Source organism: Actinacidiphila cocklensis (genome assembly GCF_907177275.1).
Lineage (GTDB): Bacteria > Actinomycetota > Actinomycetes > Streptomycetales > Streptomycetaceae > Actinacidiphila > Actinacidiphila cocklensis.
The window spans coordinates 44,529-63,372 of sequence record NZ_CAJSLV010000063.1 but is presented as its reverse complement, the minus strand read 5'-3'; the positions used below and the strand labels follow the sequence as shown (position 1 = coordinate 63,372).

The following is an 18,844-nucleotide window of genomic DNA, read 5'->3' as shown; positions in this document are numbered from 1 at the left end:
GGACCCTCCCTGTGAACACCGCTGTCCCCTCCGGTCACTGACAGCGCATCATGCCAGAAGGGGGGCGGACCCTAGAGGCCCGCCGCCGAGGCGAGGTCGGACTTCAGGGCGGACAGCACGGTGCTCGCGGTGGCGCGGGCCGCGCCGGGGTCGCCGCCGACGGGGACCACGACCTCCAGGTAGCACTTGATCTTCGGCTCGGTCCCGCTGGGCCGGACCACCACCCGGGCCGACGTCACGCCCGCGCCGGCCAGCCGGTAGCGCAGGCCGTCCGTGGGCGGCAGGCCGCCCGCACCCTCCAGGAGGTCCTCGGCCGACACGACGCCCAGGCCTGCCAGTTCGGCCGGCGGGCGGGACCGCAGGCGGGCCATCGCGTCCGCGATCAGCGACAGGTCGGAGACCCGCGCGGAGAGCTGGTCGGTGGCGTGCAGGCCGTGCTCGACGGCCAGCTCGTCCAGCACGTCGGTGAGGGTGCGGCCCTCCCGCCGCAGCTCGGCTGCGAGTTCGGCGATCAGCAGCGCCGCGGTGATGCCGTCCTTGTCCCTGACCCCCGCGGGGTCGACGCAGTAGCCGAGCGCCTCCTCGTAGCCGTAGCGGAGCCCCGGCACCCGGGCGATCCACTTGAAGCCGGTGAGGGTGTCCTCGTAGCCGAGCCCGGCGGCCGCGGCGATCCGCGACAGCAGCGAGGACGACACGATGCTCGCCGCGAAGACGTCGCTGCCGGGCACGGCGGCACCCCGCCGCACGAGGTGCGCGGCCAGCAGCGCCCCCAGCTCGTCGCCGCGCAGCATGCGCCAGCCCGCGTCCGCCGCCGGGTCGGGCACGGCGACGGCGCACCGGTCGGCGTCCGGGTCGTTGGCGATGACCAGGTCGGGAGCGGCGTCCCTGGCCGTCTTGAACGCCAGGTCCATCGCCCCGGGCTCCTCCGGGTTGGGGAAGGCGACGGTGGGGAAGTCCGGGTCGGGCGCGGCCTGTTCGGCGACCGGTACCGGCGCGGGGAAGCCCGCGAGCGCGAACGCGGCGGTGAGGGTGTCGAGGCCGACGCCGTGCAACGGGGTGTAGACGGTGGACAGTTCACGCGCGCTGTCCGGCGCGAGGACGGCGACCGCCCGGTCCAGATACGCGGTGAGGACGTCCTCGCCGAGCACGTCCCAGCCGTCGGCCGCCAGCGGTACGGTCGCCAGCGGCCCGACCGCGGCGATCTCCGCGGCGATCTCCGCGTCGGCGGGCGGCACGATCTGGGAGCCGTCGCCCAGGTAGACCTTGTAGCCGTTGTCCTGCGGGGGGTTGTGGCTCGCGGTCACCATCACGCCCGCGTCGGCACCGAGATGGCGGATCGCGAAGGCCAGCACCGGGGTGGGCAGATGCCGCGGGAGCAGGTACGCGCGCAGGCCCGCGCCCGTCATCACCGCGGCGGTGTCACGCGCGAAGTCGTACGACTTGTGGCGGGCGTCGTAGCCGATCACCGCGGCGGTGCCGCCGTTCTTGCGCAGGTACGCCGCCAGGCCTGCGGCGGCGCGGATCACGACGGAGCGGTTCATCCGGGTCGGACCCGCGCCGAGGGCTCCGCGCAGGCCGGCGGTGCCGAATTCCAGCGTGCCGCCGAAGCGGGCGGTGAGCTCCTGGAGGTCGCGCGCCTTCACCAGCGCTTCGAGCTCCGCTCGGGTCTCGGGGTCCGGGTCCTCAGCCGCCCATGCCCGGGCGCGGGCCATCAACTCTTCCATGAGGGTGCATCCTCCTCGCGGTGGCGTTCACCGGTCCGTCGTGGCTTGGCTCGCAGTTCCCCGAGCCCCTTCAGGTCCTGCCCCTTGCAGCGGGCTCGCACCGTTTCGGTGCGTCGTGGCTGGTCGCGCGGTTCCTCCCCCAGAGCTTCGCCTGGGGGTACCCCCACCAGAGCTTCGCCTGGGGGTACCCCCACCAGCGCTTCGCCTGGGGGTACCCCCAGCGCCCATGGAAAAACGCTCACCCTCTGCGGAGGGGGCAAGCTCCCGCCAGGGGCGAATGCTGTGCGTGGGAGGACGCAGGCCCGAACGGGCGCGGGGAACTGCGAGGCCGGCCACCCACCGGCAGGGGGCCGCGGGGGCGCCGCGGTGGGCAGGGCCAGGCGTGGGGTCGCGAGGTCACAGGCGGGCCAGCAAGCCGGCCAGAAGCGTGCCCATGCGGGTGGCGGACTCGTGCCCCGCCGCCAGGACTTCCTCGTGGTTGAGGGGCTCGCCGGTCATACCGGCGGCGAGATTGGTGACCAGGGAGATGCCGAGCACCTCCGCTCCTGCCTCACGCGCGGCGATCGCCTCCAGCGCCGTGGACATCCCGACCAGGTCGCCGCCTATCGCGCGGACCATGCCGATCTCCGCCGGCGTCTCGTAGTGCGGCCCGGGCAGCTGGACGTAGACGCCCTCCTCCAGGCTCGGGTCGATCTCGCGGCACAGGGCGCGCAGCCGCGGGGAGTAGAGGTCGGTGAGGTCGACGAAGTTCGCGCCGGCGATCGGCGAGGTCGCCGTCATGTTGATGTGGTCGCTGATCAGCACCGGCTGGCCCGGGCGGTATCCGGGGCGCAGGCCGCCGCAGCCGTTGGTGAGGACCACCGTCTTGCAGCCGGCGGCCGCCGCGGTGCGCACCCCGTGCGCGACGCTCGCGACGCCCCGGCCCTCGTACAGGTGCGTGCGGCCGAGGAAGACCAGGGCGCGGACGCTTCCGACGCGTACCGAGCGCACCCGGCCCGCGTGGCCGGCCACCGAGGGTGCCGGGAAGCCGGGCAGCTCGGTGATCGCCAGCTCGGCGTCCGCGGTGCCCAGCTCGTCGGCGGCGGGCACCCAGCCCGAGCCCATGACCAGGGCGACGTCGTGCGTCTGCGCACCGGTCAGCGCGCGCAGACGGGCGGCGGCGGCGTCGGCCGCGGCATAGGGGTCGGGGTTCACAGAAGCGTTCACGCGCTGAGCGTAACCTGTCACGGCCTACGCGCGTAGACGGCCTGACATCGGCAGTTCGGGAAATCGGAGCATCAGACAATTGCGCAGCCGGTCAGCAGGGCCTCTTGCGCAGTCCCATCACGTAGTCGTGCGGCGCCCCCGCCGACTCCGCGGCGTCGGCGATCTCGCCCAGGTAGCGGGCCGAAGGCAGCCCGCCCTCGTAGTCGTTGAGCACGTACAGCCACGCCGCCAGGTCGCCGTCCAGGGTGTGCACCCGCACGGTCGTACGCCGGTAGATCTGCAGCGGTACGCCCTCCCAGCGGTCCATCGACTCCTCGTCGACCGGCGCGATGTCGTAGAGACCCACGAAGACCTGGCTGACCGGGTCCTCGACCAGGGTCGCGAGCGCGCCCTCCCAGCCCATCTGCTCGCCGCCGAAGGTCAGCCGCCAGCCGTTCAGCCAGCCGTTGCCGCGCAGCGGGGAGTGCGGGGCGCGGCGGGTCATCAGGCGCGCGTCGAGGTTGCCTGCGTAAGCGGCGTAGAGCGACATGAGGACGAGGGTACGGGAGCGGCCCGCCCGGCCCGGCGTAAGGAAGCGCACAGGGTGCAGGCATGCCCCCTGGCGCCGAGTACTTGGCGCGTGCGGGACAATGGGGTACGTGACAAGGATCGTGATCATCGGTGGCGGACCCGGCGGCTACGAGGCGGCGCTGGTGGCAGCGCAGCTCGGCGCGGAGGTGACCGTCGTCGACTGCGACGGCCTGGGCGGTGCGTCGGTGCTGACCGACTGCGTGCCGTCCAAGACGCTCATCGCCACCGCCGAGGTGATGACGACCTTCGACTCCTCCTACGAGGAGCTGGGCATCATCGTCGCCGACGACACCCCGCCCCTGGAGGGCTCCGCGCGGGTCGTCGGGGTGGACCTGGGCAAGGTGAACCGCCGGGTCAAGCGGCTCGCGCTGGCCCAGTCGCACGACATCACCGCCTCGGTGACCAGGGCCGGCGCCACCGTGATGCGCGGCCGCGGCCGGCTCGACGGGCCGCAGACCGCGGAGGGCACCCGTACGGTCGTGGTCACCGCCGCCGACGGCACCGAGCAGCGGCTCACCGCCGACGCGGTGCTGGTCGCCACCGGCGCGCGCCCGCGCGAGCTGCCCGACGCCATGCCCGACGGCGAGCGCATCCTGAACTGGACCCAGGTCTACGACCTCGACGAGTTGCCGCGCGAGCTGATCGTGGTCGGCTCCGGTGTGACCGGCGCCGAGTTCGCCGGCGCCTACCAGGCGCTCGGCTCGACCGTGACGCTCGTCTCGTCCCGCGACCGGGTGCTGCCCGGCGAGGACCCGGACGCCGCCGCGGTGCTGGAGGACGTCTTCCGGCGGCGCGGCATGAACGTGATGTCGCGCTCCCGCGCCCAGTCCGTCAAGCGGGTCGGCGACGGTGTCGAGGCGACGCTGACCGACGGCCGGGTCGTCACCGGCACGCACTGCCTGATGGCGGTCGGCGCCATCCCCAACACCTCGGGGATGGGCCTGGAGGAGGCGGGCGTGCGGCTCACCGAGTCCGGCCACGTCTGGACCGACAAGGTCTCCCGCACCAGCGCGCCGGGCGTCTACGCGGCCGGCGACGTCACGGGCATCTTCGCGCTCGCCTCGGTCGCGGCCATGCAGGGCCGGATCGCGATGTACCACTTCCTCGGCGACGCGGTGGCCCCGCTGAACCTGAAGACCGTGTCCTCCAACGTCTTCACCGACCCGGAGATCGCCACCGTCGGCTACTCGCAGGCCGACGTCGACAGCGGCAGGATCGACGCGCGGCTGGTGAAGCTGCCGCTGCTGCGCAACCCGCGGGCGAAGATGCAGGGCATCAGGGACGGCTTCGTCAAGATCTTCTGCCGCCCCGGCACCGGCATCGTGGTCGGCGGTGTGGTCGTCGCGCCCAAGGCGAGCGAGCTGATCCACCCGATCTCGATCGCGGTGGACAACAACCTCACGGTCGAGCAGATCGCCAACGCCTTCACCGTCTACCCGTCGCTGTCCGGCTCGATCGCCGAGGTGGCCCGGCAGCTGCACAACCGCAAGGCCGGCAGCGCGGACCAGGGCCTGGCGTAGGCTCCGGCCCGCGCGCGGGCGGCTCCGGGGACTACTTCAGCGGCAGCCCGGCGGCGAGCTGCTTGGCCACCGGTCCCAGCGGGGCCATGGTGCCGGCCGCGTCGGACTGGTCGACGGCCATGATCACGTCGCCCGACCTCACCAGCACGATCTGGGAGCCGACGTAGTTGCCGGTCGGCTGCACCCTGATGTCCAGCGACTGGTCGCCGGCGCCGGCGACCGGCTCGGTGGTGACGGTCATCCGCACCTTCTTGCCCGACGCGTCCTGGCTGCTGAAGGACGTGCAGCGCTTGGCCAGCGCGGTGACCTCGGCCATCTGCTTGGCGGCGTCACCGGGCTGGTAGCTGGTGAAGACCACCGTGGAGGAGCCGTCGTTCGGGTCGGTGAGCCCGGTCGTCGCGTAGGCCGCGCCGTAGTCGGACGTCAGCGTCCTGGCGCCGCCGTTGGTCAGCGCCTGCGAGCAGTCGTCGTCCGGCAGCAGCGGTGAGCCGGGGTCCGACTTCACGGTGGCGCCGGTGTCGAAGGCCGCGCTGTCGTCGAGCTTCCAGCCCTTGGGCGCCGTGGCGGCGGTCGGCAGCAGCGTCTTGAGCTTGGTGCCGTCGGCGACGGAGCCGCCGGTGCCGGCGGCGGGCGCGGTCGTCGCCGTCGTCGGGTCGGCCGCCGGGGTGCCGGCGGCCGACGAACTGGGCGGCGGGGTGGTGTCGGACGCGCCGCTGTCGTCGTCGTTGTTGTTGCAGGCGGTGAGGACGACCGCGCAGGCGAGCAGCGCCGCGGCCCTCGCGGAGATTTTTCGTATGGACATCAAATTTCCCGTGGGGTGATCTAAAGCGGAATGGACAATTGCCGATGCGTGGGGGACGGGGCGTACCGTCAGCCTAGGCGAGCCCTGAACTGCGCTTGATCCGGGGTCCTTTCACGTGCGAGCGCTTCACTGTACGGACACAGGTGTGGCGGCGACGCGAAATGAATGGTTCATGAAGTGATGTCCGCGGATGCCCGCGGCGAATAGCGGATTCCGTTTTCGTCGGTCGCGCTGCCCCGGTTCACGGCCGGTTGCGGATGCGCGGCGCGCGGGTGATGACATACGAACGTATGGTCGCCCTATAGCACTTGACGGTCTGTTTCAAGCGGAACTTCCCTCATCTGGTGCAAAACGCTGAAAGTAGCGTTCGTTGGGGTTACTGTCGGTTCCGTGTTCGCTGCAGAACGTCGCCAATTGATCCTCGAAATGGTGCGGGCCAACGGAGCGGTGTCGCTCCGGGAGCTCGCCCGCGTCGTCCAGACCTCCGAAGTGACCGTGCGCCGAGATGTGCGGGCGCTGGAGGCAGAAGGACTACTGGACCGCCGGCACGGCGGTGCGGTCCTGCCGGGTGGCTTCACGCGCGAGTCCGGCTTTCCGCAGAAATCCCATCTAGCGACCGCGGAGAAGACGGCCATCGCCGATCTCGCGGCCTCGCTCGTTGACGAGGGCGAGGCCATCGTCGTCGGCGCGGGCACGACCACGCAGGAGCTGGCCCGGCGGCTCGCCCGGGTGCCGGGGCTCACCGTGGTCACCAACTCGCTGCTCGTCGCCCAGGCGCTGGCGCATGCCAACCGGGTCGAGGTCGTCATGACCGGCGGGACGCTGCGCGGCTCCAACTACGGCCTGGTCGGCAGCGGTGCCGAGCAGTCGCTGCAGGGGCTGCGGGTGTCCAGGGCCTTCCTGTCGGGCGCCGGGCTCACGGCGGAGCGCGGCCTGTCCACGTCCAACATGCTGGCCGCCAGCGTGGACCGGGCGCTGGTGCAGGCGGCCGCCGAGGTCGTGGTGCTGGCCGACCACACCAAGCTGGGCTCCGACACGATGTTCCAGACGGTGCCCACCGACCTGATCACCCATCTGGTGACGGACGAGCCGCCGGCCGGCGACGACCGCGCCGCCACCGAGCTGCAGGCGCTCGCCGACCGGGGGGTGCAGCTCGCGGTGGCCTCCGCGGCCCAGGCCGAGCCGCCCGCCCCGCTCCCGGCGCCGCGCCGCTCGCACCCCCTGCGGCCCCCCACCGTCCCCCGTCTCGCGGACCTGCGCCCGCGCTAGCCCGGGTGCCGCACCCGCCCGTCAGCCGACCAGGATGCCGTTGACGGCGAGGGACATCAGCCGGTCGAAGGTCTTGCGGTCCTCCGGGTTCTTCTCCGCGCACAGCACGATCGCCGACGTCAGCTTGAGCAGGTCCGCGATCTCGATGCCGTCCCTGACCGCGCCCGCCTTCTGCGCGCGGGCCAGCAGCGCGCCGCCGGACTCGCGCAGCTGCGCCTTGCACTGCAGCATCCGCCCGTCCGACTGGGCGAGGATCGCCGACGACAGCCCGCGGTACATGGCAGAGTGCGCGCCTACTGAGCGTAGCCAGACGAAGAGCGCGTCCGCCGGGTCGTCCGCGGCGATCAGGGTCCTGGCCCGGTCGTTGAGGGCGTCCAGCTCCCGGATGAAGACCGCGTTCATCAGGGAGTAGCGGTCGGGAAAGTGCCTGTACAGCGTGCCGATGCCGACGCCTGCGTGGCGGGCGATGTCCTCAAGCGCGACGTCGGTGCCGTGCACGATGAAGGCCTGCTTGGCCTCCTCCAGCAACCGGTCGTAGTTGCGCTGCGCGTCTGCCCGCATGCCGTCCGCCTCCAGGGGTGCAGGGGATCGCTTCCCCGATTCCGATTGTAGAACCGGAGGAAGTCTCCGTATAGTTTCCGGAGACGACCTCCGTTTGTCTTCTCCGCTGGAGGCTTGACAGCCATGTCCACGCACCTCGTGCGCGACCAGACCTCGACCACCGGCGTGCCGGCCCCCTCCGGCATGCACTCATTCTTCGCCCTCGCCGCCATCCTCGGTACCCAGCTGATGCTGCTTCTCGACGCGACGGTGGTGAACGTCGCCCTGCCGGGTATCGGCACCCACCTCGGGTTCTCGCCCACCGGCATGTCCTGGGTGCTCAACGTCTACACCCTCGCCTTCGGCGGCCTGCTGCTGCTCGGCAGCCGGATCGGCGACCTGATCGGCCGGCGCACCGCGCTGGTCTGGGGCGTGGCGGCCTTCACCCTGGCCTCGATAGCCGGCGGCGTCGCCCACGACTCCACCACCTTGCTGGTCGCCCGCGGCTTCCAGGGCGCGGCGGCCGCGCTGGCCGCGCCCAGCACCCTCGCGCTGATCGCCACGTCCTTCCGCGAGGGCAGCGAGCGCAACCGCGCGCTCAGCGTCTTCTCGGCGATCTCCGGCGCCGGCTCCGCCGTCGGCCTGACCGTCGGCGGCATGCTCACCGACTGGGGCTCCTGGCGCTGGGTGTTCTTCGTCAACATCCCGGTCGGCATCGCCATCGTGCTGCTCGCGCCGCGCTTCATCCAGGAGACCGAGCGGCACCGCGGCGGCCGCTTCGACGTCGCGGGCGCCCTGACCGGGACCCTCGGCATGGCCTCGCTGGTCTACGCCTTCATCCGGGTCGGCGAGAGCAGCTGGAGCGACACCCGGGCGGTGAGCACCTTCGTGATCGCCGTCCTGCTGCTCGCCGCGTTCCTGGTCAACGAGATCCGGGTGGAGCGCCCGCTGGTGGTGCTGCGGCTGTTCGCCGACCGCAACAGGGCACTGGCGTACGCGGTGATGCTGCTGATGGTGGCCGGGATGTTCGGCACCTTCTACTTCTCCACGCAGTACCTGCAGACCTACCTGGGCTACAGCCCGCTCAAGACCGGCTTCGCCTTCCTGCCGCTGGCCGGACCGCTGTTCGTCGCCGCCAGGATCGCCCCGCGCGCGCTGGCCCGCTTCGGTGCCAAGCGGGTGGCGAGCGTCGGCTCGTCGCTCACCCTGGTGGCCGCGATCTGGATCACGCAGCTGAGCGCGTCGGACGGCTACGCGCAGGGCATCCTGCCGACGCTGATCCTGATGGGCGTCGGCATGGGCTGGACCGTGATGCCGCTGAACACCTTCATCCTCTCGGGCGTCGAGCCCAAGGACGCCGGGTCCGCGTCCGGGCTGCTGCAGACGATGCAGCAGGTCGGCGGCAGCCTGGGCCTGTCCGTCCTGGTCACGGTCTTCGGCACGGTCTCGCGGCACCACACCACCGACCCGTTCATCCACGGGGCGACGGCCGCGTTCACGCTGTCCGCGGTCTTCATGTCGGTCGCCCTGCTGCTGGTGCTGTCGCTCAAGCAGCCCCGGCAGCACGTCCTGAGCTGACGTCCCGAGCTGACGTCCCGAAGCGGCGTCGCGGGCCGGCGTCCCGGTCCGGGTGCGCCACGACGACGCGGCGCGGCACCCAGGACCTGGGTGCCGCGCCGCGTCGTCGTATCCGTATCGGTGGCCTGCGGGTCAGTCCTTGATCTCGCAGATGACCGCGCCGGAGGAGACCGAGGAGCCGACCTCCGCCTTCAGGCCGATGACCGTCCCCGAGCGGTGCGCGTTGAGCGGCTGCTCCATCTTCATCGCCTCCAGGACCACGATCAGGTCGCCCTCGGTGACCTGCTGGTTCTCCTCGACCGCGACCTTGACGATGGTGCCCTGCATGGGCGAGGCCAGCGAGTCGCCGGACGCCGCCACGCCGGACTTCACCGCGGCCCGCCGCTTGGGCTTGGCGCCCGCGGCCAGTCCGGTACGGGCCAGCGTCATGCCCAGCGACGCCGGCAGCGACACCTCCAGGCGCTTGCCGCCGACCTCGACCACGACCGTCTCACGGCCCTGGATCTCCTCCTCGTCCACCGCGGGACCGCTGAAGGGCGCGATCGTGTTGACGAACTCGGTCTCGATCCACCGGGTGTGGACGGTGAAGGGCCCCTGCGGCGGCGCGAACGCCGGGTCCTTGACCACCGCGCGGTGGAAGGGGATCGCGGTGGCCATGCCCTCGACGTGGAATTCGCCCAGCGCACGGGCCGCCCGCTGGAGCGCCTGCTCCCGGGTGGCGCCGGTGACGACCAGCTTGGCCAGCAGCGAGTCCCAGGCCGGGCCGATGACGCTGCCCGACTCCACACCCGCGTCCAGCCGCACGCCCGGTCCCGTCGGCCCGCTGAAGCGGGTCACGGTGCCCGGCGCGGGCAGGAAGTTGCGGCCCGGGTCCTCGCCGTTGATGCGGAACTCGAAGGAGTGGCCGCGCAGCGGCGGGTCGTCGTACCCCAGCTCCTCGCCGTCGGCGATCCGGAACATCTCGCGCACCAGGTCGATGCCGGAGACCTCCTCGGTGACCGGGTGCTCGACCTGGAGCCGGGTGTTGACCTCGAGGAAGGAGATCGTGCCGTCCTGGCCGACCAGGAACTCGCAGGTGCCGGCGCCCTCGTAGGACGCCTCGCGCAGGATCGCCTTGGACGCGGCGTACAGCTGCGCGTTCTGCTCCTTGCTCAGGAAGGGGGCCGGGGCCTCCTCGACGAGCTTCTGGTGGCGGCGCTGGAGCGAGCAGTCACGCGTGGACACGACCACGACGTTGCCGTGCTTGTCGGCCAGGCACTGCGTCTCGACGTGCCGCGGCCGGTCCAGGTAGCGCTCCACGAAGCACTCGCCGCGCCCGAAGGCGGCGACCGCCTCGCGCACCGCCGAGTCGTACAGCTCCGGGATCTCCTCCAGGGTGCGGGCGACCTTCAGGCCGCGCCCGCCACCGCCGAAGGCGGCCTTGATGGCGATCGGCAGGCCGTGCTCCTTGGCGAAGGCCACGACCTCCTCCGCGCCCGAGACCGGGTCGGGCGTGCCGGCCACCAGGGGCGCGCCGGCCCGCTGGGCGATGTGCCGCGCCGCGACCTTGTCGCCGAGGTCGCGGATGGCCTGCGGCGGCGGGCCGATCCAGTTCAGACCCGCGTCCAGCACGGCCTGTGCGAACTCGGCGTTCTCCGACAGGAAGCCGTAGCCGGGGTGCACTGCGTCGGCCCCCGACTCGGCGGCCGCCGCGAGCACCTTCGCGATGTCCAGATAGCTGGTGGCCGGTGTGTCGCCGCCCAGCGCGTACGCCTCGTCGGCCGCGCGGACATGCAGCGCGTCCCGGTCGGGCTCCGCGTAGACGGCTACGCTGGCGATCCCGGCATCCCGGCAGGCACGGGCGACGCGTACTGCGATTTCACCGCGGTTGGCGATGAGCACCTTGCGCACGATGGCTCCCTCCATGAAACAAGCCGAGTTTAGGTACTGGCCACACTTGATGCCGAGGCACCCCTGCACGTGAGCTTGCCCACACGGAGGGTGATCCAAGGGCCACAACAACCCGTGAACGCCTGCTCAGTCCACGGTACGGCCCTGCTCCCGCCCATGTCCCGCACTACCGGGTGTGGGGGACATCTCGCTCGAACTCCCCGCACCGGGCTGACGTTCTTTTGTAGAAACCCCACGAATAGTGCACGCAAACTTTGCTGACCGGTGTGCCTGAAAGAGTGACGGCCGCACGGCGGGTGACCGCGTGTCGGGCGTCCGCGGGCGCCTGCCGGGGGTCCGGCGTTGCGCGGCCCCTTGCCGGGTCTCTTACCCGTGAGTAGCCTGCGACGCGCACGAACAGGCCGCCGGAGGGGGAGAAGTGCGCAGAGGTATAGCCGTCGGCACGGCCGTGGTCCTGGTGCTCGAAGCCCTCGCGATCGCCTTCGTGAACTGGATACTCGGCCTGGCCGTACGCCACCAGAAGATGTCACTGGGCGGGCTCGACCCCGACGCCATGGCCGCCGGATCGTGGGCGGGCGGCGGGATCTTCGCCCTCTTCCTGATCGCCTGCGCGGTCCTGGTGGCCCGTATCGCGCTGCACGACCGCATGTCGGGCCGGGTGGGCCGGATCGTGCTCATCGTCTGCGCCGTCGTCCACGGCGTCCTCGGCGCGATCGTGGTCGGCCTCGTCGGCTGGTACGCCTTCGTCGTGCTGATGCTGGTGCTCGGCCTGCTGGTCGGCACCCTGCTCCTCTACGCCCCCGAGGACCGCGGCGACGCCCCCGCCGCCACCCCGCCCGCCCCGCCCGGCGCCCCGGCTACGTCCACAGGTCCGTGATCCGCACGCCGAGGTCGGCGAGCAGCGAGCGCAGCAGCGGCAGCGACAGGCCGATGACGTTGCCCGGGTCGCCGTCGACGCCGTCCACGAAGGGCGCGGAGCGGCCGTCCAGGGTGAAGGCGCCCGCCACGTACAGCGGTTCACCGCTGGCCACGTAGGCGGCGACCTCCTCGTCGTCAGGGGTGCCGAAGCGCACGCTGGTGGACGCCGTCGCCGACACCTGGCGGCCGCTCGCCGTGTCGATCACGCAGTGGCCGGTCCGCAGCACCCCGGTACGGCCGCGCATGGCCTGCCAGCGGGCGGTGGCCTCCGCGGCGTCCGCGGGCTTGCCCAGCGCCTCGCCGCCCAGGTCGAGTACCGAGTCGCAGCCCACGACGATCTCGCCGCCGTCCAGCATGCCGCCCGACGCCACCGCCGCCGCCTTCGCCTCGGCGAGCACCCGGGCCAGCTCGGCGGGGCTGTCCGCGCTGATCGCGTCCTCGTCCACCCCGCTGACCACGACCCGCGGGTCGAACCCCGCCTGCTTCAGCAGGCCGAGCCTGGCGGGCGATGCGGAGGCGAGGACGAGCACGCGGGCAGTCGAGGTCATCGCACCATCGTAGGGAGCGCCACCGACAGCCGGGCGCCGCACCCGGTTCCCGCACCCCGCACCCGGTTCCCGCACCGGCCCGCAGGCCCGGCACCGTCACACCCGGAAGGTCGCGAAGGCCATCAGGACGCCCGCGACCAGCGCGGCGACCAGCATCGCCCGCCGCAGCATCTTCAGTGCGTGGCGCATCTCCGCTGAGTGCTCTTCGCGTTGATCTTCCGGCCACAACATGTCCCCCAGGTTGCTCCGGGGCGACGTCGCGGCGCCTGAGTACGCGTACTCAGGCCGGACCACCCGGCCACGCGGACATCCGCCACGTGCCGGGGGCCGGGCGGGGCAGCGCCCGGGGGAGGTTGCGGGCCGGGGCCGACCAGCCGGCGGGCCGGCCCACCGGGCCGTCCTCCTCGGCGTCGAGTGCCGCGGCCCGCGCCTGGACCAGCGCCACGACGGCGGCCAGCTCCTCCGGCGTCGGCCTGCCGCGCTCCACCTTGATCACCACGGGTCGCTCCTTTCTGCAGTGTCCTGCGCTCCGGCTACAGCGGGATGTTGCCGTGCTTCTTCGGCGGCAGGCTCTCCCGCTTGTTGCGCAGCGTCCGCAGCGCCTTCACCAGCTGCGCGCGGGTCTGCGAGGGCGCGATGACCGCGTCCACGTAACCCCGCTCCGCGGCGATGTAAGGGTTGAGCAGGGTGTCCTCGTAGTCGGTGACGAGCTGCTGGCGCAGCTCGTCCGCGGCCTGCGGGCTGCCGACCTGGGCGAGGGTGCGGCGGTGCAGGATGTTGACGGCGCCCTGCGCGCCCATCACGGCGATCTGGCCCGTGGGCCAGGCCAGGTTGAGGTCCGCGCCCAGGTGCTTGGAGCCCATCACGTCGTAGGCGCCGCCGTACGCCTTGCGGGTGATGATCGTGATCAGCGGAACCGTGGCCTCCGCGTACGCGTAGATCAGTTTGGCGCCGCGCCTGATGATGCCGTCCCACTCCTGGCTGGTGCCGGGGAGGAAACCGGGGACATCGACGAAGGTGACCACGGGGATGTTGAAGCTGTCGCAGGTGCGGACGAAGCGCGCGGCCTTCTCCGACGCGTTGATGTCCAGGCAGCCCGCGAACTGCAGCGGCTGGTTGGCCACCACACCCACCGGGCGGCCCTCGACGCGCCCGAAGCCGGTGATGATGTTCGGCGCGAAGAGGTCCTGGGTCTCCAGGAACTCCCCGTCGTCCACGATGTGCTCGATCACCTTGTGCATGTCGTAGGGCTGGTTCGCCGAGTCCGGGATCAGCGTGTCCAGCTCCAGGTCCTCCGCGGTGACCGCCAGGTCCGCCGCGGCGGCGAAGGAGGGCGCCTCCTCCAGGTTGTTGCTCGGCAGGTACGACAGCAGCGCCTTGACGTACTCGAAGGCGTCCTTCTCGTCGCCGGCCAGGTGATGGGCGTTGCCCGAGGTGGAGTTGTGGGTGCGCGCGCCGCCCAGCTCCTCCATGCCGACGTCCTCGCCGGTCACCGTCTTGATCACGTCGGGACCCGTGATGAACATGTGCGACGTCTGATCGACCATCACCACGAAGTCGGTGATGGCGGGGGAGTAGACCGCGCCGCCCGCGCACGGCCCCATGATCAGGCTGATCTGCGGGATCACGCCCGAGGCATGGGTGTTGCGGCGGAAGATCTCGCCGTACATCCCGAGCGAGGTGACGCCCTCCTGGATGCGGGCGCCGCCCGAGTCGTTGATGCCGATCACCGGGCAGCCGGTCTTCAACGCGAAGTCCATCACCTTGACGATCTTCTCGCCGTAGACCTCGCCGAGAGCGCCGCCGAAGACCGTGAAGTCCTGCGAGAAGACCGCGACCGGGCGGCCCTCGACGGTGCCGTAACCGGTGATGACGCCGTCCCCGTAAGGGCGGTTGGCCTCCAGGCCGAAGTTGGTCGAGCGGTGCCGGGCCAGTTCGTCCAGCTCGGTGAAGGAGTCGTCGTCCAGCAGCAGTTCGATCCGCTCACGGGCGGTCAGCTTGCCCTTGGCGTGCTGCTTTTCCACCGCCTTGCCCGAGCCCGCGTGGTTCGCCTCCTCGATACGGCGGCGCAGGTCCGCGAGCTTGCCCGCGGTCGTGTGGATGTCGTGGTCCGGCTCGGCCATGGGAGGCGGCTCTCCTGCTCTCGACGGCGGTGACGCGCCCGACGGCTGCTGGCAGCCAGCCGCTGCGAACGGACGCTTCTTAACTCGTGAGTAACGCTGTGTTCCGTAGCGTAGTGGCGACTGTCGGGTACCGGCACTGCGGCGTTCACCACACTGCACCACCGCCCGCCCGCGCGGACCGGGCACCCCCGCGGCCCGGCGTGTCACCGGCGCCCGCGCTCGTAGGGTGGAGGTATGACGTCCAGCCGCTGGTCCGACCTCGACCGACCCCCGCTCAGCGCCGCGGCGCTGAGCCGCGCGGTGGTCACCCCCACATCGCTGTGGACCGCGCTCGACGTGGTCGAGGCCACCGGCTCCACCAACAGCGACCTCGCCGCCCGGGCCGCCGCCGGCGCCGCCGAGGGCGCGGTGCTGGTCGCCGAGGAGCAGACCGCCGGGCGCGGCCGGCTGGACCGCCGCTGGTCCGCCCCCGCACGCTCCGGGCTGTTCTTCTCGGTGCTGCTCCGGCCCGGCGAGCAGGCGCCGGCCCCGGAGTCCCGCGGTGTCGCCGGCGAGGCCGTGGCCGTCCGCGAACCCGTGCCCGTCCACCGCTGGGGCTGGCTGCCGCTGCTGGCCGGGGTCGCCACCGCCACCGCGCTGTCCCGGGTGGCCGGCGTCGACACCGCACTCAAATGGCCCAACGACCTGCTGGTCACCGTCGAGGGCGAGGAGCGCAAGGCCGGCGGCATCCTCGCCGAGCGCACCGGGGAGTCCGGCGTCGTCATCGGCATCGGCGTGAACGTCTCGCTGCGTGCGGCGGAACTGCCCGTGCCCACCGCCACCTCCCTCGCCCTGGCCGGCGCCCAGGGCACCGACCGCGACCCGCTGCTGCGGGCCGTCCTGCGCTCGCTGGCCGACTGGTACGACGCCTGGCGCGCGGCCGACGGCGACCCGGCCGCCTCCCGGCTCCAGCAGACCTACGCGGCCGGCTGCGCCACCCTGGGCCGCCAGGTGCGCGCGGAGCTGCCCGGCGGGCGGGAACTGGCCGGCACCGCGGTCGCCGTCGACGGCGACGGGCGGCTGGTGATCGCAGGACCCGACGGCGAGCAGCCGGTCGGCGCGGGCGACGTCGTGCACTTGCGGCCCTCCCGGTGACGCACTTCGCCCAGCTCCACGCGAGCCGCAGCCTCCCGGTGAGAGTGAGCTGCGGCACACCTGCCGTATCGTGGTCTCGCTGCGTCGTCTCGATGATCGGAAGGGCTGTGCGCAGGAGTTCCTCAGGGGCCGGGCGGTGAGCGTGGACGACCCGGGCGGCCCACCCGTTCCGGACGAGCCGTCCGACGCCGATCCGGGTACGGAAGCCGACCCGGACGGCGACGCCGTCACGGAAACCGGCGAGCATCCGCTGGCGCTGCGGCTCGAACAGCTCATCCTCGGCGCACCCCGCCGCTACACCCCCTTCCAGGCGGCCCGCACCGCCGGCGTCTCCATGGACCTCGCCTCCCGCTTCTGGCGCGCCATGGGCTTCGCCGACATCGGGCAGGCCAAGGCGCTCACCGAGGCCGACGTCCTCGCGCTGCGGCGGCTGGCCGGCCTGGTCGAGGCGGGACTGCTGTCGGAGTCCATGGCCATCCAGGTGGCCCGCTCCACCGGCCAGACCACCGCCAGGCTCGCCGACTGGCAGACCGACTCCTTCCTCGAAGGCCTCACCGAGCCGCCGGAACCGGGCATGACCCGCGCGGAGGTCGCCTACCCGCTGGTCGAGCTGCTGCTGCCGGAGCTGGAGGAGTTCCTCATCTACGTGTGGCGCCGCCAGGTCGCGGCCGCCACCAGCCGGGTCGTCCAGTCCGACGACGAGGAGGCCGTCGACCGGCGGCTCGCCGTCGGCTTCGCCGACCTGGTGGGCTTCACCCGGCTCACCCGGCGCCTGGAGGAGGAGGCGCTCGGCGAGCTGGTCGAGGCGTTCGAGACCACGGCCGCCGACCAGGTCGCCGCATACGGGGGCCGGCTCATCAAGACGCTCGGCGACGAGGTGCTCTTCGTCGCCGACGACCCCGGGACGGCCTCGGAGATCGGGATACGGCTCATCGAGACGATGACCGGCGACGAGACCATGCCGGCGCTCCGGGTGGGCATGGCCTTCGGCACGGTGACCACACGGATGGGCGACGTGTTCGGTACGACGGTGAACCTGGCGTCCCGCCTGACCTCGATAGCGCCGCGGGACGCCGTCCTGGTCGACGGGGACTTCGCGGAGGCGCTGGGCGAGGCGGGGGAGGCACCGCTCTCGGAGGCGGACGTGGAGGCGGCGGACTCGGAGAAGTACCGCTTCGCTCTGCAGCCGATGTGGCGCCGCCCTGTCCGCGGCCTCGGCGTCATCGAGCCCTGGCTCCTCACCCGCCGCACCTGACTCCGTCAGCAGGAGGGCACACTCCCCCCGGCGCGGGGGGACAGGGGCTCCCTTTGCGCAGGGGGGCGCTTCCGCCGGGCGCGGTGGGTGTGGGCTGCCCCTTCGGCAGGGGGTGCCTGACAGGGGCGCGGGGAACTGCGCGCTCAGCCCCCCCACCGGCCGGTGGTCCGGCACGGGACCGAACAGCCCCTTTGGGACGGAGACGACCCGCGCCCCGGTGGGGGCTGAGCGCGCCGCTCCGGGGGCGTAGCCCCCTACGCAGGGGGGAGGCCGAGGGCCTCGGGGACGTCGTGGAGGGCAAGCTCGCGGCATGCGGCGTCGCACAGGAGGGATTCGAGCCCGGACAGTACGCCCGGAATCCGGTCCGCCGGCAGGCGGCGCGTGTCGGCCAGGAGGGAGACCTGGCAGTCGGGACCCTGCTGGGCGAGCACCACGCAGAAGCTCATGTCGTTGCGGTCGTAGCCGCGCACGAACGCCGGCCCGCGCTCGGAGCGCCGTGCGGGACCCGGCGGAAGCGCCCAGTCATGGCTGAGGCGGGCGTCGTTGAAGTAACCGGTCAGGTCGAGCGGGTGCCGGCGGGAGCCGTTCAGCTCGGCGGTGAGGGCGGTCAGCGAGTCCGGGTTGTACTGGCCGCGCATGTAGCCGCCGGTCGAGCGGCGGTAGACCTCCCGCACGGCGTCGTCGAGGCTCACGTCGGCGCGCTCGAAGACCATCAGGCCGTCCTGCGCCGCCGAGCACGCGAGCCGCTGCTGCCGGTCGGTGAAGCGGTTGCCCGCGATGAGTTTCAGCGGCACCGTGCGCTGCCCGCGGATCGCGGACAGCGCGGTCGCGGCCAGCGTCAGCAGCACCGCCGAGGTGGAGGTGCGGGTGCGTTCTGCGAGGGTGACCGATGCCGCGGCCAGGGCGTTCGAGGTGACCCACCACTGCTGGATCGGCGGCGCGGCGGGCGGGTCGTACGCGGGGCGCGGTGCCGTGTCGGGGACCTCGGCCAGCCGGGAGCGCCAGTGCCGCATCGCGCGGGCGTCCTCGCGGAGGCCGCGCTCGGACCGTTCGTGGGCGGCCTGGTCGAGCGGCTGCCATACGTCGCCGGTGGGCGCGGGCCCGGGCTCCCCGGTCAGGAGCCGGCGCAGCGCGGTGCCGACCAGGTCGGCGGACCAGGCGTCGAAGGCCACGTGCGAGCAGACCAGGGTGACGGCACGTACCCGCCGGCCGCGGCAGACGACGCCGAAGCGGACCGGCCACTCGTGGCCGTGCCGGAACGGCTCGGTGGCCAGCTTCCGGCCGCGGCGCTCGGCGACCGCGGCCACCGCACCGTCCGAGGCGTGCTCGCCCAGCTCGTACACCTCGACCAGATGCGTACCCTCGGCGGCGACGTCCTGCCGGACGTCGCCCGAACCGGCGGGGTCCGCGAAGCGGGTACGCAGCGCCGGGTGCGTCTCGACCAGCCGCCGGATCGCGTCCAGGCACGCGCCCAGCGCCACCCCGGGCGCGGCCAGCGGCACCACCTGCCGCAGGCTGAGCGTCGCGAACGCGGCACCGTACCGGAGCATGGGGTGCCACATGTGCAACTGCCCCCAGGTGACCGGCCCGCTGCCCCCCTCCGCACGGAAGCCCACCGCCTCCCAGACCACCCGCGCATCCGCGCCCGGCGCGGCGGAGGCGTCCGGCCCAGGCGCTGTGTTCGGGTCCGCGCCCGACACGGCGCGTGCGCCGAGTCCCGGTTCCGCGTGCGTGCCCGCGCCCGGCGCCTTGGGGGCGTCCGCCCCC

17 protein-coding genes are annotated in these 18,844 nt (G+C 72.6%); 6 read left to right on the top strand and 11 right to left on the bottom strand.

What is annotated here, in order from left to right; genetic code table 11:
• Nucleotides 1-71: 71 nt before the first annotated feature.
• The 3 genes from NFU81_RS22610 to NFU81_RS22600 all read right to left on the bottom strand — a co-directional run bounded on the left by NFU81_RS22610 (nucleotide 72) and on the right by NFU81_RS22600 (nucleotide 3,459).
• Nucleotides 72-1,724: a phospho-sugar mutase gene (locus tag NFU81_RS22610; RefSeq protein WP_251492764.1), complete on the bottom strand. Its 1,653-nt coding sequence runs from the start codon at nucleotides 1,722-1,724 to the stop codon at nucleotides 72-74.
• 396 nt (nucleotides 1,725-2,120) lie between these two features.
• Entirely contained in the window at nucleotides 2,121-2,930 is an 810-nt protein-coding gene (locus tag NFU81_RS22605; protein ID WP_251492761.1) for a purine-nucleoside phosphorylase, read from the bottom strand.
• Between the two features lie 91 nt (nucleotides 2,931-3,021).
• Nucleotides 3,022-3,459: a gamma-glutamylcyclotransferase family protein gene (locus NFU81_RS22600; RefSeq protein ID WP_251492759.1), complete on the bottom strand. Its 438-nt coding sequence runs from the start codon at nucleotides 3,457-3,459 to the stop codon at nucleotides 3,022-3,024.
• A 100-nt stretch (nucleotides 3,460-3,559) separates the two neighbouring features.
• Here NFU81_RS22600 and NFU81_RS22595 point away from each other — a divergent pair, with 100 nt between their 5' ends.
• On the top strand, nucleotides 3,560-5,020 hold the full coding sequence (locus NFU81_RS22595; RefSeq protein ID WP_251492757.1) for an NAD(P)H-quinone dehydrogenase: 1,461 nt from the start codon (nucleotides 3,560-3,562) through the stop codon (nucleotides 5,018-5,020).
• 31 nt (nucleotides 5,021-5,051) lie between these two features.
• Here the strand turns inward: NFU81_RS22595 and NFU81_RS22590 are convergent, their stop codons facing one another.
• Nucleotides 5,052-5,822 (bottom strand): hypothetical protein, encoded by a 771-nt coding sequence (locus NFU81_RS22590; protein WP_251492755.1) that lies wholly within the window; start codon nucleotides 5,820-5,822, stop codon nucleotides 5,052-5,054.
• Nucleotides 5,823-6,212: 390 nt separating this feature from the next.
• Here NFU81_RS22590 and NFU81_RS22585 point away from each other — a divergent pair, with 390 nt between their 5' ends.
• A complete protein-coding gene (locus tag NFU81_RS22585; RefSeq protein WP_274038140.1) occupies nucleotides 6,213-7,091 on the top strand; it encodes a DeoR/GlpR family DNA-binding transcription regulator in 879 nt (292 codons plus the stop codon).
• A gap of 21 nt (nucleotides 7,092-7,112) precedes the next feature.
• Here the strand turns inward: NFU81_RS22585 and NFU81_RS22580 are convergent, their stop codons facing one another.
• Nucleotides 7,113-7,652, bottom strand: coding sequence for a TetR/AcrR family transcriptional regulator (locus NFU81_RS22580; RefSeq protein ID WP_251492753.1), 540 nt, complete (start codon nucleotides 7,650-7,652; stop codon nucleotides 7,113-7,115).
• 123 nt (nucleotides 7,653-7,775) lie between these two features.
• On the opposite strand from NFU81_RS22580, the gene NFU81_RS22575 reads away from it, so the two are divergent.
• Complete coding sequence (locus NFU81_RS22575; RefSeq protein ID WP_251492751.1) at nucleotides 7,776-9,209, top strand: MFS transporter; 1,434 nt, start codon at nucleotides 7,776-7,778, stop codon at nucleotides 9,207-9,209.
• A gap of 132 nt (nucleotides 9,210-9,341) precedes the next feature.
• Here NFU81_RS22575 and NFU81_RS22570 read toward each other — a convergent pair whose 3' ends face one another.
• On the bottom strand, nucleotides 9,342-11,099 hold the full coding sequence (locus NFU81_RS22570; protein ID WP_251492823.1) for an acetyl/propionyl/methylcrotonyl-CoA carboxylase subunit alpha: 1,758 nt from the start codon (nucleotides 11,097-11,099) through the stop codon (nucleotides 9,342-9,344).
• Between the two features lie 418 nt (nucleotides 11,100-11,517).
• On the opposite strand from NFU81_RS22570, the gene NFU81_RS22565 reads away from it, so the two are divergent.
• Nucleotides 11,518-11,976: a hypothetical protein gene (locus NFU81_RS22565; protein WP_251492749.1), complete on the top strand. Its 459-nt coding sequence runs from the start codon at nucleotides 11,518-11,520 to the stop codon at nucleotides 11,974-11,976.
• On the opposite strand, the gene NFU81_RS22560 is transcribed toward NFU81_RS22565, so the two are convergent.
• From NFU81_RS22560 to NFU81_RS22550, 4 genes are all read right to left on the bottom strand, one after another.
• On the bottom strand, nucleotides 11,957-12,565 hold the full coding sequence (locus tag NFU81_RS22560) for a nucleoside triphosphate pyrophosphatase (RefSeq protein ID WP_251492747.1): 609 nt from the start codon (nucleotides 12,563-12,565) through the stop codon (nucleotides 11,957-11,959). The two genes, NFU81_RS22565 and NFU81_RS22560, sit on opposite strands and share 20 nt — an antisense overlap.
• 96 nt (nucleotides 12,566-12,661) lie before the next feature.
• Nucleotides 12,662-12,796, bottom strand: a complete 135-nt coding sequence (mmpB, locus tag NFU81_RS41335) for a morphogenic membrane protein MmpB (RefSeq protein ID WP_422665262.1) — start codon at nucleotides 12,794-12,796, stop codon at nucleotides 12,662-12,664.
• Nucleotides 12,797-12,845: 49 nt separating this feature from the next.
• Nucleotides 12,846-13,064: an acyl-CoA carboxylase subunit epsilon gene (locus tag NFU81_RS22555; RefSeq protein ID WP_422665261.1), complete on the bottom strand. Its 219-nt coding sequence runs from the start codon at nucleotides 13,062-13,064 to the stop codon at nucleotides 12,846-12,848.
• 34 nt (nucleotides 13,065-13,098) lie between these two features.
• Nucleotides 13,099-14,688 (bottom strand): acyl-CoA carboxylase subunit beta, encoded by a 1,590-nt coding sequence (locus tag NFU81_RS22550; RefSeq protein WP_251492745.1) that lies wholly within the window; start codon nucleotides 14,686-14,688, stop codon nucleotides 13,099-13,101.
• A gap of 234 nt (nucleotides 14,689-14,922) precedes the next feature.
• Here NFU81_RS22550 and NFU81_RS22545 point away from each other — a divergent pair, with 234 nt between their 5' ends.
• Together NFU81_RS22545 and NFU81_RS22540 are read left to right on the top strand one after the other, a co-directional pair.
• Nucleotides 14,923-15,822, top strand: coding sequence for a biotin--[acetyl-CoA-carboxylase] ligase (locus NFU81_RS22545; RefSeq protein ID WP_251492743.1), 900 nt, complete (start codon nucleotides 14,923-14,925; stop codon nucleotides 15,820-15,822).
• Nucleotides 15,823-15,958: 136 nt separating this feature from the next.
• A complete protein-coding gene (locus tag NFU81_RS22540; RefSeq protein WP_251492741.1) occupies nucleotides 15,959-17,077 on the top strand; it encodes an adenylate/guanylate cyclase domain-containing protein in 1,119 nt (372 codons plus the stop codon).
• A 254-nt stretch (nucleotides 17,078-17,331) separates the two neighbouring features.
• On the opposite strand, the gene NFU81_RS22535 is transcribed toward NFU81_RS22540, so the two are convergent.
• On the bottom strand, nucleotides 17,332-18,627 hold the full coding sequence (locus NFU81_RS22535) for a condensation domain-containing protein (protein ID WP_251492739.1): 1,296 nt from the start codon (nucleotides 18,625-18,627) through the stop codon (nucleotides 17,332-17,334).
• Between the last annotated feature and the right edge of the window lie 217 nt (nucleotides 18,628-18,844).